Origin of the sequence: Streptomyces echinoruber, from assembly GCF_014651135.1 — a bacterium.
Lineage (GTDB): Bacteria > Actinomycetota > Actinomycetes > Streptomycetales > Streptomycetaceae > Streptomyces > Streptomyces echinoruber.
The window spans coordinates 1-15,167 of the sequence record NZ_BMWH01000045.1; the positions used below are offsets into that span (position 1 = coordinate 1).

11 protein-coding genes are annotated in these 15,167 nt (G+C 70.7%); 7 read left to right on the forward strand and 4 right to left on the reverse strand.

What is annotated here, in order from left to right; all coding sequences use genetic code 11:
- Positions 1 to 77 precede the first annotated feature (77 nt).
- On the reverse strand, positions 78 to 1,523 hold the full coding sequence (locus IE225_RS31070; protein ID WP_190061001.1) for a CCA tRNA nucleotidyltransferase: 1,446 nt from the start codon (positions 1,521 to 1,523) through the stop codon (positions 78 to 80).
- Between the two features lie 377 nt (positions 1,524 to 1,900).
- On the opposite strand from IE225_RS31070, the gene IE225_RS31075 reads away from it, so the two are divergent.
- From IE225_RS31075 to trxA, 7 genes are all read left to right on the forward strand, one after another.
- The gene (locus tag IE225_RS31075) at positions 1,901 to 4,294 is read left to right on the forward strand and encodes a DUF6049 family protein (protein ID WP_190061002.1); all 2,394 of its coding nucleotides are present in this window, start codon (positions 1,901 to 1,903) and stop codon (positions 4,292 to 4,294) included.
- A gap of 44 nt (positions 4,295 to 4,338) precedes the next feature.
- Positions 4,339 to 6,798 carry a murein biosynthesis integral membrane protein MurJ gene (gene murJ, locus IE225_RS31080; RefSeq protein ID WP_190061003.1) on the forward strand — a complete coding sequence of 820 codons (2,460 nt, stop codon included), beginning with the start codon at positions 4,339 to 4,341 and terminating at the stop codon, positions 6,796 to 6,798.
- Between the two features lie 119 nt (positions 6,799 to 6,917).
- The gene (locus IE225_RS31085) at positions 6,918 to 8,636 is read left to right on the forward strand and encodes a protein kinase family protein (protein WP_190061004.1); all 1,719 of its coding nucleotides are present in this window, start codon (positions 6,918 to 6,920) and stop codon (positions 8,634 to 8,636) included.
- 24 nt (positions 8,637 to 8,660) lie between these two features.
- The gene (gene sigM, locus IE225_RS31090; RefSeq protein ID WP_190061005.1) at positions 8,661 to 9,386 is read left to right on the forward strand and encodes an RNA polymerase sigma factor SigM; all 726 of its coding nucleotides are present in this window, start codon (positions 8,661 to 8,663) and stop codon (positions 9,384 to 9,386) included.
- Positions 9,383 to 10,366, forward strand: a complete 984-nt coding sequence (locus IE225_RS31095) for an anti-sigma factor family protein (RefSeq protein ID WP_190061006.1) — start codon at positions 9,383 to 9,385, stop codon at positions 10,364 to 10,366. Before sigM ends, IE225_RS31095 begins: the two co-directional genes overlap by 4 nt.
- A 138-nt stretch (positions 10,367 to 10,504) precedes the next feature.
- Positions 10,505 to 11,476 carry a thioredoxin-disulfide reductase gene (trxB, locus tag IE225_RS31100; RefSeq protein ID WP_190061007.1) on the forward strand — a complete coding sequence of 324 codons (972 nt, stop codon included), beginning with the start codon at positions 10,505 to 10,507 and terminating at the stop codon, positions 11,474 to 11,476.
- A 41-nt stretch (positions 11,477 to 11,517) separates the two neighbouring features.
- On the forward strand, positions 11,518 to 11,850 hold the full coding sequence (trxA, locus tag IE225_RS31105; protein ID WP_190061008.1) for a thioredoxin: 333 nt from the start codon (positions 11,518 to 11,520) through the stop codon (positions 11,848 to 11,850).
- A 106-nt stretch (positions 11,851 to 11,956) separates the two neighbouring features.
- On the opposite strand, the gene IE225_RS31110 is transcribed toward trxA, so the two are convergent.
- From IE225_RS31110 to IE225_RS31120, 3 genes are all read right to left on the reverse strand, one after another.
- Positions 11,957 to 12,574, reverse strand: a complete 618-nt coding sequence (locus IE225_RS31110; protein WP_190061009.1) for a GNAT family N-acetyltransferase — start codon at positions 12,572 to 12,574, stop codon at positions 11,957 to 11,959.
- A gap of 326 nt (positions 12,575 to 12,900) precedes the next feature.
- Positions 12,901 to 14,010 (reverse strand): ParB/RepB/Spo0J family partition protein, encoded by a 1,110-nt coding sequence (locus IE225_RS31115; RefSeq protein ID WP_190061010.1) that lies wholly within the window; start codon positions 14,008 to 14,010, stop codon positions 12,901 to 12,903.
- Positions 14,007 to 15,080, reverse strand: a complete 1,074-nt coding sequence (locus IE225_RS31120) for a ParA family protein (RefSeq protein ID WP_190061022.1) — start codon at positions 15,078 to 15,080, stop codon at positions 14,007 to 14,009. The genes IE225_RS31115 and IE225_RS31120 overlap by 4 nt, the downstream gene beginning before the upstream one ends.
- Positions 15,081 to 15,167 lie beyond the last annotated feature (87 nt).

Below are 15,167 nucleotides of genomic sequence, written 5' to 3' on the forward strand. Positions count from 1 at the left end.
GCGGTGTTTCACGTGAAACACCGCCCCCCGGCACATCCAGGCGGCGTTTCACGTGAAACATTCCGCCGTCTCGCGGCTCAGTTCTGCTGTGCCGCCCACCACTCCTTCAGTGCCTGCGTCGCCGCCTCCTGGCCCATCGGCCCGTTCTCCAGACGCAGCTCCAGCAGGTGCTTGTAGGCGCGGCCCACGGCAGGGCCGGGCCGGATGCCCAGGATCTGCATGATCTGGTTTCCGTCGAGGTCGGGGCGGATCGCGTCGAGCTCCTCCTGCTCCTTGAGCTGGGCGATGCGCTCCTCGAGGTGGTCGTAGGCACGGGAGAGCGCCGCCGCCTTGCGCTTGTTGCGCGTGGTGCAGTCGGAGCGGGTCAGCTTGTGGAGGCGCTCCAGGAGGGGACCGGCGTCGCGGACGTAACGGCGCACGGCGGAGTCCGTCCACTCGCCGGTTCCGTACCCGTGGAAGCGCAGGTGGAGTTCGACGAGCCGGGAGACGTCCCTGACCAGCTCGTTGGAGTACTTCAGCGCCGTCATCCGCTTCTTGGTCATCTTGGCGCCGACCACCTCGTGGTGGTGGAAGGAGACCCGGCCGTCCTTCTCGAAGCGGCGGGTCTTCGGCTTGCCGATGTCGTGCAGCAGCGCGGCCAGCCGCAGGGTGAGGTCGGGGCCCTCCTCCTCCAGCGCGATGGCCTGCTCCAGGACGATCAGTGTGTGCTCGTACACGTCCTTGTGGCGGTGGTGCTCGTCGGACTCCAGCCGCAGGGCGGGCAGCTCGGGCAGCACACGCTCGGCGAGGCCGGTGTCGACCAGCAGGGTCAGCCCCTTGCGGGGGTGCGCGGAGAGGATCAGCTTGTTCAGCTCGTCACGCACCCGCTCGGCGGAGACGATGTCGATGCGGCCGGCCATCTCCGTCATGGCCCGCACGACCTCCGGCGCCACCTCGAAGTCGAGCTGGGCGGCGAACCGCGCGGCGCGCATCATGCGCAGCGGATCGTCGGAGAAGGACGCCTCCGGCGTGCCGGGCGTGCGCAGGACCCGTGCCGCGAGATCGTCGAGGCCGCCGTGCGGGTCGATGAACTCCTTCTCCGGCAGCGCGACGGCCATCGCGTTGACGGTGAAGTCGCGGCGGACCAGGTCCTCCTCGATGGAGTCGCCGTAGGACACCTCCGGCTTGCGGGAGGAGCGGTCGTAGGCCTCCGACCGGTAGGTGGTGATCTCGATCTGGTAGCCGGCCTTCTGGGCGCCCACCGTGCCGAAGGCGATCCCGACCTCCCACACGGCGTCCGCCCACAGCCGCACGATCTTCAGCACGTCCTCGGGGCGCGCGTCGGTCGTGAAGTCCAGGTCGTTGCCGAGCCGGCCCAGCAGCGCGTCACGGACGGAGCCGCCGACCAGGGCGAGGGAGAACCCGGCGTCCCGGAAGCGGCGGGCGAGGTCGTCGGCGACAGGCGCCACCCGCAGCAGTTCGCTCACCGCGCGCTGCTGCGCCCGGCTCAGGGCAGGAGAAGTGTCTTCATTGGCGTTCGGCACAACAGAAAAGGGTACGTGCCGCAGGCCGGCGCCAGCGCGCCCTATAGAGAGGTGACGCATGGACCGTACGGCGGTACAGATGCGGCAGAGGCGCGTGAGAAGGATGTCTCGCTCGGCGAGCGCGCATCAGGCGCCCTACCTCGTACGGCGTATCCCTGCACGGCGGCATGGACATCTGCCCTGAATACCTATGAATACGGCGCAAGCACCGCGCTCACGGCGTATCCCTGTGCTCCGCACGACAGGGGCGCATTCAGGACGACGGCCGGCACCGCTCGATCTTGTGGGGGCGGTCCCCGGCACTTCCGTTCAGCGCGCATCGTTACCATGCGGGGACGCACATTCCGACGACCACTGAACGAGGGACGGGCGAGCGCGTGGCCGAGGCGGCAGACTTCCAGGGGACCAGTCCCTCTCCTGCCCGCCGGTGGCTGCGGCGTGCCGGGGCGCTGCTCACCGGCGCGCCCCTGCTGGCGGCTCTGCTGCAGCTGCCCGCCTCCGCTCCCGCCCAGGCCGCCGGACAGGCGACGGCCCGGGCCACCGCCTCCGGCTCGCGCACGGTGTCCGTCTCCCTCGACTCGCTCAGCCCCGGCGCCCCCACCGACGGCGACACGCTCACCGTCTCCGGCACGGTGACCAACAACGGCAGGCGGGCGGTCACCGACGCCCACGTAAGTCTGCGGGTGGGCCCCTCGCTGAGCAGCCGGTCCGCGATCGACGACGCCGCGCGGCGCACCGGTTTCGCACCCGGATCCGACGGTACGGAGATCGGCGGAAAGTACACCCAGAAGTTCGACCGGCTCACCCCGGGCGTCGCCCAGCACTTCAGCATCTCCGTACCGGTCGACAAACTGCACCTGGGCAGGCACGGCGTCTACCAGCTCGCCGTCTCGGTCTCCGGGGAGACCACCGCACAGCCCTGGAAGCAGGTGCTGGGCATCCGGCGCACGTTCCTGCCGTGGCAGCCCGACGAGGCCGACGCGAAGACGAAAACGACGTTCCTGTGGCCCTTGGTCTCCACCGTCCACATGACGGCCGAGACGGGGCCCGGCGAACAGCAGACACCGGTCTTCCTCAACGACGACCTCGCCAAGGAGATCGCGCCGGGCGGCCGCCTGGACCAGATGCTGAGCCTCGGCGAGAACCTGGACGTCACCTGGGTGATCGACCCGGACCTGCTGGCGTCCGTCGACGCGATGACCCGCAGCTATCAGGTGCAGGGGGCGGACGGCACCCCCGTCGCCGGCACCCATCAGGAGCTCGCCAGGCAGTGGCTCGCCGAACTGCAGAAGGCGGTGGTCGGCAAGGAGGTCGTCGCGCTGCCCTTCGCCGACCCCGACCTGGCTTCCCTCGCCCACAACGGCACGAGTGTCACCGGCTCCCTCAGCCAGCTCAAGGACGCCACGGACGTCGCCGCCGGCACCGTGGAGACGGTGCTGCACGTGAAGCCGGACACGGACTTCGCCTGGCCCGTGGACGGCGCGGTCGACCCGTCGATCGTCAAGGTCGCCACCTCCGCCGGCGCCGACAAGGTCATCGCCCGCAGCGACAGCCTCAAGGAGACCGGCGCCCTGTCCTACACGCCCTCCGCCGCCCGCCCGATCGGTGGCGGCGTCACCGCCGTCGTCGCGGACGCCCGGCTGTCGACGGCGTTCCAGGGCGACCTGACGAACGCCGGCAACGCCACCCTGGCCGTGCAGCGGTTCCTCGCCCAGAGCCTCACCCTGAACCTGCAGACGAACAGGCAGCGCAGTGTCGTCGTCGCCCCGCAGCGCACGCCCACGGCCGGCCAGGCGCAGGCGATGGCCGCGGCGCTGGCCGCGCTGCAGGACGGCACCTGGTCGCAGCCGCAGGACCTGTCCGCGGCCGCCAAGGCCAAGCCGGACTCCGGCGCCACCACCAAGGTCCCGTCCTCCTCCGCCTACCCCTCCTCGCTGCGCCGCCAGGAGCTGCCGCGCTCGGCCTTCGAGCAGATCGCCGCCACGCAGGACAAGGTCGACCACTTCAAGTCCGTCCTCACCGACCAGTCACGCGTCGTCACGCCGTTCGGGCGGGCGATGAACCGGGAGATGGCCACGTCGTGGCGCACCCGCCCCGCCCTGGCCACGAGCTTCCGCGACGGCGTGAAGAGCTACATCGACGAGCTTTCCGGCCAGGTCAGGCTGATCGACAAGTCCGAGACCAAGCTCTCCGGACGGAGCGCCACGATCCCCGTCACCGTGCAGAACCAGCTGGTGCAGGGCGTCGACCACCTGGTGCTGCGGCTCACCTCCACCAACCCCACCCGCCTCAGGATCGACGGCAAGCCGTACGAGGAACAGCCGGTGCAGGTCGCGGGCGGGCACAGCCAGTCCGTGAAGTTCACCACGACCGCCAAGGCCAACGGCCCGGTGACCGTGGTCGCCCAGCTGTACACGGAGGACGGCCGGGCCTACGGTGACCGCGTCAGCTTCGACGTGCGGGTGACCGAGGTCACGCCCGCGGTCATGCTGGTGATCGGTGGCGGCGTGCTGCTGCTCGTCCTCGCCGGGTTCCGCATGTACACCCAGCGCAAGCGCGCGGCGGCCCGCGAGGCCGCGAAGAGCGGGCCGGACGCGGCGGCCGGGACCCCCGGGACGGTGGAGGAACCCGAGGGCACCGCCAGTGGTTCCGCGCGGGAGTCGCGGGCCGGCTCCCGGGCAAACGACCCGCAGCAGCCGAGTGACCCGGCTCCGAACACCGCAGCGGAAAACGTAGGCCCGTCCGCCACGGGTGAGAGAGTGGACCGTTGAGGAAGTCGTGGCCGGTCGGCCCGGGACGATGAGGTGGGGTAAGCATGAACGCGCCGTACGACGGTCACCGCGGCCAGGCCGTGGGCAACTCGGGCCGGCCCGAGGGGCCGCAGCCCGAGCCCGGCCGGGTGCCGCCGCCGCAGCACGGCCAGGCGTCCTCCCCGCACCCCGAGGACCCCGCCGGGCAGGGCCAGGTGCCGCCCCGTCAGTCTGACGTCTACGGCCAGGACGCCTACCGGGGGCAGGACCTCACCGCGCAGGACCCGGCCGCCGGGGCGCTCCACGACCGTGCCGCCCACCCGCCGCACCCGGGCGCCCAGGAACGCGGGCAGTCCCTGTACGGGCAGCCGCCCCGGTCGCCGTACGCACCCGACCCGCGGGTGTGGGCGCAGACCCCGGCGCCGGAGCCCGAGGGCCCCACCCGGCACCTGCCGTACGGAGACGACCCGCGCACCACGCAGTACGTCGGCGTCGACGACCTCGTCACCCAGGCCGGCGAGCAGCGCCACGAACCGGACGCCTTCGCACATCTCTTCCACGACCAGCAGCAGGCCGGTTTCCAGCCGCAGCAGGCCGGCTCCTCACCGCAGCCGGGCGACCACCCGGACCCGCAGCAGCGCCAGGGCGGCTTCCCCGACCAGCACCAGGGCAACGCGCCCCGCTACGACGGCTACCCGCAGCAGGGCGGCGTTCCCGGCTACGGCGGCTACCCGCAGCAGACCGGCCCCGCCGCCCACGCCTCCCCGCACGTGCCCGGACCGGCCGCACCCGCCGCGCCGGCCCAGGCGGCCGCCGGCGCCCAGGCACCCGCCGCGGGCCAGGCACTGGCCGACGAGCAGCCCGCCCCGGCCGCCGCACCCGCCGCCACAAAGGGCGGGCGCGCCTCCAACCTGCTGAAGTCCAGCGCCGTGATGGCGGCCGGCACGATGGTCTCCCGCCTCACCGGCTTCGTCCGCTCCGCGCTGATCGTCTCCGCGCTCGGCACCGCCCTGCTCGGCGACACCTTCCAGGTCGCCTACCAGCTCCCGACAATGATCTACATCCTCACCGTCGGCGGCGGCCTCAACTCCGTCTTCGTGCCGCAGCTCGTGCGCGCGATGAAGGAGGACGACGACGGCGGCGAGGCCTACGCCAACCGGCTGCTGACCCTGGTGATGGTGGCGCTCGCCGCGCTCACCGCCCTCGCCGTGTTCGCCGCGCCGCTGCTGGTGCGGGTGCTGTCGAACGGAATCGCCAACGACCCCCAGGCCAACGAGGTCGCCGTCACCTTCACCCGCTACTTCCTGCCCTCGATCTTCTTCATGGGCATCCACGTGGTGATGGGTCAGGTCCTCAACGCACGCGGCCGGTTCGGCGCCATGATGTGGACGCCGGTGCTGAACAACATCGTCATCATCGTGACGCTGGGTCTGTTCCTGTGGGTGTACGGCACCGCCCACCACTCCGGCATGACCGTCACGAACATCCCGCCGGAGGGCCAGCGGCTCCTGGGCGTCGGCATCCTGCTCGGCATGGTCGTCCAGGCGCTGGCGATGATCCCCTACCTGCGGGAGAGCGGGTTCCGGCTGCGGCTGCGCTTCGACTGGCGGGGCCACGGCCTGGGCAAGGCCGCGATGCTCGCCAAGTGGACGGTGCTGTTCGTCCTCGCCAACCAGGCGGGCGCCCTCGTCGTCACCCAGCTGGCCACCGCCGCCGTCAAGGACACCAAGATCGACGGCACCGGCTTCAGCGCCTATGCCAACGCCCAGCTGATCTGGGGTCTGCCGCAGGCCATCATCACCGTCTCCCTCATGGCCGCGCTGCTGCCGCGCATCTCCCGCTCGGCCGCCGAGGGCGACACCGGGGCCGTCCGTGACGACATCTCCCAGGGGCTGCGCACCACGGCTGTCGCGATCGTGCCCGTCGCCTTCGGGTTCGTCGCGCTCGGCATCCCCATGTGCACGCTCGTCTTCGGCGGCTCCGGCACCGGCGCCGCCACCAACATGGGCTACATGCTGATGGCCTTCGGCCTCGGCCTGATTCCGTACTCCGTCCAGTACGTCGTGCTGCGCGCCTTCTACGCCTACGAGGACACCCGCACCCCCTTCTACAACACGGTCATCGTCGCCGCGGGCAACGCCGGCCTGTCCGGCCTGTGCTACTACCTGATGCCGGCCCGCTGGTCCGTGGTGGGCATGGCCGCCGCCTACGGCATCGCCTACGCGATCGGCGTCGGCGTCGCCTGGAACCGGCTGCGCAAGCGCCTCGGCGGCGACCTCGACGGGGCCCGGGTGCTGCGCACCTACGCCCGCCTGTGCATCGCCTCGCTGCCGGCCGCGCTGCTCAGCGGCGCCGCCTGCTACGGCATCAGCCGCACGCTCGGTCAGGGCGTCGTCGGCTCCTTCGCCGCGCTGCTGGCCGGTGGAGTGGTCCTGTTCGGCGTCTTCTTCCTGGCCGCGCGCCGCATGCGCATCGAGGAACTCAACTCGCTCGTGGGCCAGATCCGCGGGCGCCTGGGGCGCTGAGAAGGGGGGTACGCGCACAACCATCGTCCGCCGCCGCGTGTCGTGCAGAGCGACGGACTGTGGGCACAATTGGTTTCGGCGTCGGACAGCGCGCAACGGATGGGGAGGCAGGAACGACGGTGGCGGAACCCAGCACGGCTGCCGTCGACGTGGCAGGCAACAGCGACGAGGAGTCGCTGACCGCCAAGGCGGACCAGTCCACGGCCGACGAGGTGGCCAAGAACCCGAAACGGGACACCGAAAGCGACGAGGCTCGGACGAGCCGTGCGACCGAGCGGCCCGCACCGGCCCCAGCCCCCGAACTGCACAGCGGTCACAAGCTCGCCAGACGCTACCGTCTCGAGGAGTGCGTCACCCGTCTGGACGGTTTCAGCAGCTGGCGGGCGGTCGACGAGAAACTCCGTCGCGCCGTCGGCGTCCATGTCCTGCCCGCGGACCACGCCCGGGCCCGATCCGTCCTGGCCGCCGCCCGATCCGCCGCCCTGCTCGGTGACCCCCGCTTCGTGCAGGTCCTGGACGCCGTCGAGGACAGTGATCTCGTCTACGTCGTCCACGAATGGCTCCCCGACGCCACCGACCTCAGCACGCTGCTGACCACCGGACCGCTGGAGCCGCACGACGCCTACCAGATGGTCAGCCAGGTCTCCGCCGCCATGGCCGCCGCCCACCGCGAGGGCCTCGCCCACCTGCGCCTGAACCCCAACGCCGTACTGCGCACCTCCACCGGTCAGTGGCGCATCCGCGGCCTGGCCGTCAACGCGGCGTTGCGCGGCATCAGCTCCGACACCCCGCAGCGCACCGACACCGAGGCGATCGGCGCCCTGCTGTACGCGGCGCTCACCCAGCGCTGGCCCTACGAGACGGACGCCTACGGCCTGTCCGGGCTGCCCAAGGACGTCGGGCTCATCGCTCCCGACCAGGTGCGCGCCGGCGTCCACCGCGGCCTGTCCGAACTCGCCATGCGCGCGCTGGTCAACGACGGCGCCACCGCCTCACGCCACGAGTCGCCGTGCACCACGCCCGAGGAACTGGTCAAGGCGATCGGTGAGATGCCGCGCATCCGCCCGCCGGAGCCCGCGTTCACCGCACCGCCCGACTACCAGAGCACCACCTACCAGCAGGGCGGCTACGGCCGTCAGACGCCGCTCCCCGGCGCCACCCAACCGGTGCCGGCCCCGCCGCCACCGCTGCAGAGCCGCACCGGCCGCGTCCTGAAGTGGGCTGTCTCCGCGCTCCTCATCGCCGCGCTGGGACTGGGCAGTTGGCAGCTGGCGGACGCTCTGATGGACAAGGGCGGCTCTTCGGAGCAGCAGGACCAGACGCAGACGACGGACGGCAACGACAGGAACGGCCAGAAGTCCAGGGTTCCGAAGCCGCTTGCCATCCAGGGTGCCCGGGAGTACGTCGAGAGCGGCGACGCCCAGGCCCCCGAGGACGTCGGCAACACATACGACGGCAACAGCTCCACGTACTGGCGCAGCAAGAGCTACCGGGACGGACCGAAGCTGGCTCCGTACAAGCCGGGCGTCGGCATCGTCTACGACCTCGGCTCGGCACAGACGGTGGCGTCCGTGTCGATAGGGTTGCGCTACGCCGGTGATCACACGACGGTGCACCTCTACGCCACCGACTCACTGTCCCCGTCGACCACGGTCAGCGGCATGAAGGAAATCGGAACCGCCACCACGAGCGGCACCTCTCTCACGGTGAAGGCGCCGAAGTCGGTGAAGACGCGGTACGTGCTGCTGTGGATCACGGACGTTCCCCATGCACCCCAGGACGACTACAGCGGAGCCGGCTACAAGCAGGCCGTCACCGACGTGAAGTTCACGGGCTGACCGCCCGGGAGGGGGAGAGGCCCGATGGCGGAGGGCGCCGGATACGACGGGGTGAGCGACGGCGAGTTGCTCACCCGCCACACCGACGGTGATCCCGACGCTTTCGGCGAGCTCGTGCGGCGCCACCGCGACCGGCTCTGGGCGGTGGCGCTGCGCACGCTGGGGGACCGCGAGGAGGCCGCCGACGCCGTCCAGGACGCGCTCGTCTCCGCCTACCGAGCCGCTCACACCTTCCGCGGCCAGTCCGCGGTCACCACCTGGCTGCACCGCATCACGGTGAACGCCTGTCTGGACCGTGCCCGCAAGGCGGCCTCGCGCAGGACGTCCCCCGTGGACGACACCGAGCGCCTGGAGCAGCTCCTGGAGCCGCACGAGTCCGCCTCCGCTCCGGCCGAGCGCCACGACCTGCACCGCCAGCTGGTCGAGGCCCTGGGCACCCTTCCGCCCGACCAGCGTGCCGCGCTGGTCCTGGTGGACATGCAGGGCTACCCCGTGGCAGAGGCCGCCCGCATCCTCGACGTGCCCGTCGGCACCGTGAAGAGCAGATGTGCCCGCGGCAGAGCCAGACTCCTGCCGTTGCTCACCCACCTGCGGCCGGAAGGCGGCAGGGGAGAAAAGCGGCAGGACGGGGAACGGAACCGGGTGCGGGGGACATCCGTCCCACCCGCAGCGGGTCCGCACAAGGCGGGACCCGCCGACGCGGGGCCGAGCGATTCGACTGCTGTGAAGGGCGGAGGTGGGCGAGCGTGACTTCCCCGACGGACACGGCCGGGCACCCGGACGTCGCCGAGATCTCCGACCTCACCGAAGGACTGCTGCCTCCGGAGCGGAGCGCGGACCTGCGCCGGCACCTCAAGGGATGCCCGCTGTGCGCCGACGTCCACGCCTCGCTGGAGGAGATCCGCGGGCTGCTGGGAACCGTGCCGGGCCCACCGCGCATGCCGGACGGCGTCGCCCGCCGGATCGACGCCGCGCTCGCCGCGGAAGCCGTGCTCAACGCAACCGCTCGCGACGACACAACCACTCACGAGGGCGCAACCGCTCCTGTCGGGGCGGCCGCTCCCGACGGCGTCACCGCCACACCGGCCGGGACCCCCACGCACACTGTTTCACGTGAAACGACACGTGTTTCACGTGAAACATCGCCGCGGACCGACCGCCCCGCCGGCCGCGCCGGGCGCTTCTCCACCGGCCCGGGCCGCAAGGACGGCGCCAGGCGTGACCGTTCCGGACGCCGCAGGCTCGCTGCCCTGGGAGCGGTCGTCGCCGCGGCCGTGCTCGGACTGGGCTCCGCCCTGCTGGCCTCTCTCGAGGACGGCGACAGCCCCGCGACCGCCGGCCACAAGAGCCCCTCCACCTCGGCGGACACCATCTCCGACGCCACGCTGGGCAAGCAGGTCGCCACGCTCCTCGCGGGCAGCGGCGGCTCCACGCCCGGCTCCCGCCCGCCGCGCAGCTACGGCGTGGAAGGCGGCACCACCCACCACACGGACACCCTTCGGGCCCCCATCGTCTCCGTTCCCTCCTGTGTCCGGGAAGGTCTCGGCCGGGACGATGCCGCGCTGGCGGCCAAGGACGGCGTCTACCACGGGAAGCCCGTCGTCCTCGTCGTCCTGCCGGACACGTCGGACACGACCCGCGTCATCGCCTATGTGGTCGACGCCACCTGCGTCCGGCACCCCTCGTCCCCGGCCGGGATCCTCCTGCAGCACTCCTACGCGCGTCACTGACCCGACCACCACGCGGTACCCACACGGCGACTCCGTGTGCCCAGGCACACCGGGAATGCACGCCCCTTAGGATCCGTTGGGTGGGGTGAGAGGCTCATCCCGGCCGTACGACGCAGTCCAGAGACGAGGAATCAAGCCGTGAGCGACGTCCGTAACGTGATCATCATCGGCTCCGGGCCCGCCGGGTATACGGCGGCGCTCTACACCGCGCGCGCGTCGCTGAAGCCGCTGGTGTTCGAAGGTGCCGTCACCGCCGGCGGCGCCCTGATGAACACCACCGAGGTCGAGAACTTCCCGGGCTTCCGGGACGGCATCATGGGCCCCGAGCTCATGGACAACATGCGCGCCCAGGCCGAGCGCTTCGGCGCCGAGCTCGTCCCGGACGACGTCGTTGCCGTCGACCTCACCGGTGACGTGAAGACCGTCACGGACACCTCCGGCACCGTGCACAAGGCCAAGGCGGTCATCGTCGCCACCGGCTCGCAGCACCGCAAGCTCGGCCTGCCCAACGAGGACGCGCTCTCCGGCCGCGGTGTCTCGTGGTGTGCCACGTGTGACGGCTTCTTCTTCAGGGACCAGGACATCGCCGTGGTCGGCGGTGGTGACACCGCGATGGAGGAGGCCACCTTCCTCTCGCGGTTCGCCAAGTCCGTGACGGTCGTCCACCGGCGGGACACCCTGCGCGCCTCCAAGGCGATGCAGGAGCGCGCCTTCGCCGACCCGAAGATCAAGTTCGTCTGGGACAGCGAGGTCGCCGAGATCCAGGGTGACGGCAAGCTCTCCGGTCTGAAGCTGCGCAACGTCAAGACCGGCGAGCTGTCCGACCTGCCGGTGACGGGCCTGTTCATCGCGATCGGCCACGACCCGCGCACCGAGCTGTTCAAGGACCAGCTGGAGCTGGACGAGGAGGGCTACCTGAAGGTCGCCTCGCCCTCCACCCGTACCAACCTGGCCGGTGTCTTCGCCGCCGGTGACGTGGTGGACCACACCTACCGCCAGGCGATCACCGCCGCCGGCACCGGATGCTCGGCCGCCCTCGACGCCGAGCGCTACCTTGCGGCGCTCGCGGACAACGAGCAGCAGGCCGAGCCCGAGAAGACCACCGTCTGACCCCCATTCGCCCCACGCACCAACCAGTTAAGGAGCCCGTTGTGGCCGGCACTCTGAAGAACGTGACCGACGACACCTTCGACCAGGAAGTCCTCAAGAGCGACAAGCCCGTTCTGGTGGACTTCTGGGCCGCCTGGTGTGGTCCCTGCCGCCAGATCGCGCCGTCCCTCGAGGCCATCGCCGCCGAATACGGCGACAAGATCGAGGTCGTCAAGCTCAACATCGACGAGAACCCCGGCACGGCCGCCAAGTACGGCGTCATGTCGATCCCGACGCTGAACGTCTACCAGAACGGCGAGGTCGCCAAGACCATCGTCGGTGCCAAGCCGAAGGCCGCGATCGTCCGCGATCTCGAGGAGTTCATCGCCGGCTGAGCCGTCGGCTGAACGATCGCCCCGCCGCGTCGGTGGCGCATGTTTCACGTGAAACACGGATGGGCCAACCCGAACGGGTTGGCCCATCCGCCGTATGGCGGCCGTGTCACAGCGGCCGCAGGGCCGGTTCCTTCTGCACGGCTCCCAGCAGCCGGTCCAGGGCCATCTCCACGTCCTCCTTCCACGACAACGTGGAGCGCAGCTCCAGACGCAGCCGTGGGTAGGTGGGGTGCTGGCGGACGGTCTTGAAGCCCACCGCCAGCAGGTGGTCGGCCGGAAGCAGGCAGGCGGGCTCCTTCCAACGGGCGTCGCCGAAGGCCTCGATCGCCTTGAAGCCCCGCCTCAGCAGATCCTTGGCGACGGTCTGCACCATCACCCGGCCCAGTCCCTGCCCCTGGTAGCCCGGAAGGATGAACCCCGTGATCAACTGGACGGCGTCGGGCGCCACCGGGCTGGTGGGGAACGCCGTGGAGCGGGGGACATAGGCGGGAGGAGCGTAGAGGACGAATCCCGCCGGTACGTCGTCGACGTAGACGACGCGGCCGCAGGATCCCCAGTCGAGAAGGACGGCGGAGATCCAGGCCTCCTTCTCGATCGCGGGTGTGCCCGCCTTTACCGAGGCTTCGCCGCTGACGGGGTCCAGCTCCCAGAAGACACATGAGCGGCAGCGCTTGGGGATGTCCTGAAGGTTGTCCAGCGTGAGCGGTACGAGCCTGCGCCCCATGAAGGCTGTTCCTCGCTTCCCCCGCCCGCCGCGGTGCGGGCGGCTGTCAGAGCGCTCCGTTCTCTGAGCAGACTGCCGACGAACCCACCGATCACGCCCAGCCCCAGTCCCGCGCTGACGAGTCCGGCGCGGCTCACCGATCGCATGGCCCAGCCTCCCACTCAGAGGTCCTGCCCGGTGCACGCTGGTGCCGCCAGGCCGCATTCGCCCTACTCGAACGCATCGTATCCACGATGTGATTCCCTCGATACCGGGACAAGCAAAGAGCGGGCCGCGTACCGGTGCACACCGGACACGGCCCGCCTACGCTGATCGGCCGGATGGGATCAGTCCTCCGTCTCCTCCGCCCCGCCGTCGCCGCTCTCCTGGAGGCTCTTCTGCAGGACCGATCCCTCGCCCGGGGCAAGGGTGCTCAGGATGCGTTCGAGGTCCTCCATGGAGGCGAACTCCACGGTGATCTTGCCCTTCTTCTGGCCCAGGTCGACCTTCACCCGTGTCTCGAAGCGGTCCGACAGCCGCGAGGCGAGGTCGGCCAGCGCCGGGGAGACCCGGGCACCCGCCCGCGGCCCCTTGGTGCGCTGCGGTTTCTTCGGGCCGGAGCCCATAAGGGTGACGATCTCCTCCACGGCCCGCACCGACAGTCCCTCGGCGACGATGCGGTGGGCCAGCCTCTCCTGCTCCTCCGCGTCCTCCACGGCCAGCAGGGCCCGCGCATGCCCGGCGGAGAGCACCCCGGCGGCGACCCGGCGCTGCACCGCCGGCGAGAGCTTCAGCAGCCGTAGCGTGTTGGAGACCTGCGGGCGGGATCGGCCGATGCGGTCCGCCAACTGGTCGTGCGTGCAGTTGAAGTCCCTCAGGAGCTGGTCGTAGGCGGCGGCCTCCTCCAGCGGGTTCAGTTGCACGCGGTGCAGGTTCTCCAGGAGGGCGTCCAGGAGGAGCTTCTCGTCGTCCGTGGCTCGCACGATCGCCGGAACCGATTCCAGCCCGGCCTCCCGGCAGGCCCGCCAGCGCCGCTCACCCATGATGAGTTCGAAGCGCTCGGGTCCGAGCTGCCGGACGACGATCGGCTGGAGGAGCCCGACCTCCTTGATGGAGGTGACGAGTTCGGCCAGGGCGTCCTCGTCGAACACCTCACGCGGCTGCCGCGGGTTCGGCGTGATGGAGTCGAGAGGGATTTCCGCGAAGTAGGCACCGGCCGGGGGCGCGGGCTGCTCCGGCACCGAGTCGACCGCCTGCTCGGTTTCACGTGAAACAGGCGGCAGTGTGGCCACCTTGGCCGCGGCCACGCCTCGGTCACCGGACAGCACCGGCACCGCACCGGGGGAGGTGGTACCGGCGCTTCCCACCACTCCGGCGGCCGGTGTCCGCTCCCCGGTCGGGGCAGCGGGGATCAGTGCGGCCAACCCACGGCCCAACCCCCTCCGTCGTTCGCTCACTGCATCCCCTCCACCATGCTCGGATTGTTCTGGACGCCGAGGTGGGCCTGCGTCGGGTCGTAACGGACGCCGACCCCCCTCAGCGCGAGTTCTCGTGCCGCCTCCAGGTAGGAGAGGGCACCGCTCGATCCTGGATCGTAAGTCAGGACGGTCTGACCGTAGCTGGGAGCCTCGGAGATACGGACCGACCGCGGGATGCTCGTGCGCAGCACCTCGTCGCCGAAGTGGTTGCGGACCTCCTCCGCGACCTGGGAGGCAAGGCGTGTGCGGCCGTCGTACATGGTGAGCAGGACGGTCGACACGTGCAGGGCGGGGTTGAGGTGACCTCGCACGAGGTCGACGTTGCGCAGCAACTGCCCCAGCCCCTCCAGCGCGTAGTACTCGCACTGGATCGGGATGAGGACTTCCTGACCGGCGACGAGGGCATTGACCGTCAGCAGACCGAGCGAGGGCGGGCAGTCGATGAGGATGTAGTCCAACGGCTGCTCATAGGACTGGATCGCCCGCTGCAGCCGGCTTTCGCGTGCCACCAGGGAGACCAGCTCGATCTCCGCACCGGCCAAGTCGATCGTGGCCGGTGCGCAGAAGAGTCCCTCGACGTCGGGGACCGGCTGGACGACGTCCGCGAGGGGCTTGCTTTCGACCAACACGTCGTAGATGGACGGAACTTCGGCGTGGTGGTCGATCCCCAGGGCGGTGGATGCGTTGCCCTGTGGGTCGAGGTCGACGACCAGGACCCGGCCGCCGTGCAGGGCGAGGGAAGCGGCAAGGTTGACGGTCGTCGTCGTCTTGCCCACACCGCCCTTCTGGTTGGCGACGACGATCACCCGGGTCTGCTCGGGCCGTGGCAGGCCCTCCCCGGCGCGGCCCAGAGCCTCGACCGCCAGCTGGGCAGCACGACCGATCGGAGTGTCGTCCATGGGAGGCGGTGTTTCACGTGAAACATCCTCCCCCGTCGACTCGGTACGGGGGCCGGGGACCGGATCGGTCATCGGTCCCGCGATATTGGCGTCGGACCGCAAGGATTCACTCTCCTCGACTTCAGGCTCGCGATGAACAGAGCCTCCCATGTCTTCGGGGTCGTGAACCAGTGAGGCCTGGCGTTCTGTGGAGAAATCCACCTCTGTGGAAAACTCCGTCCCCTCTCCGCGCGAATC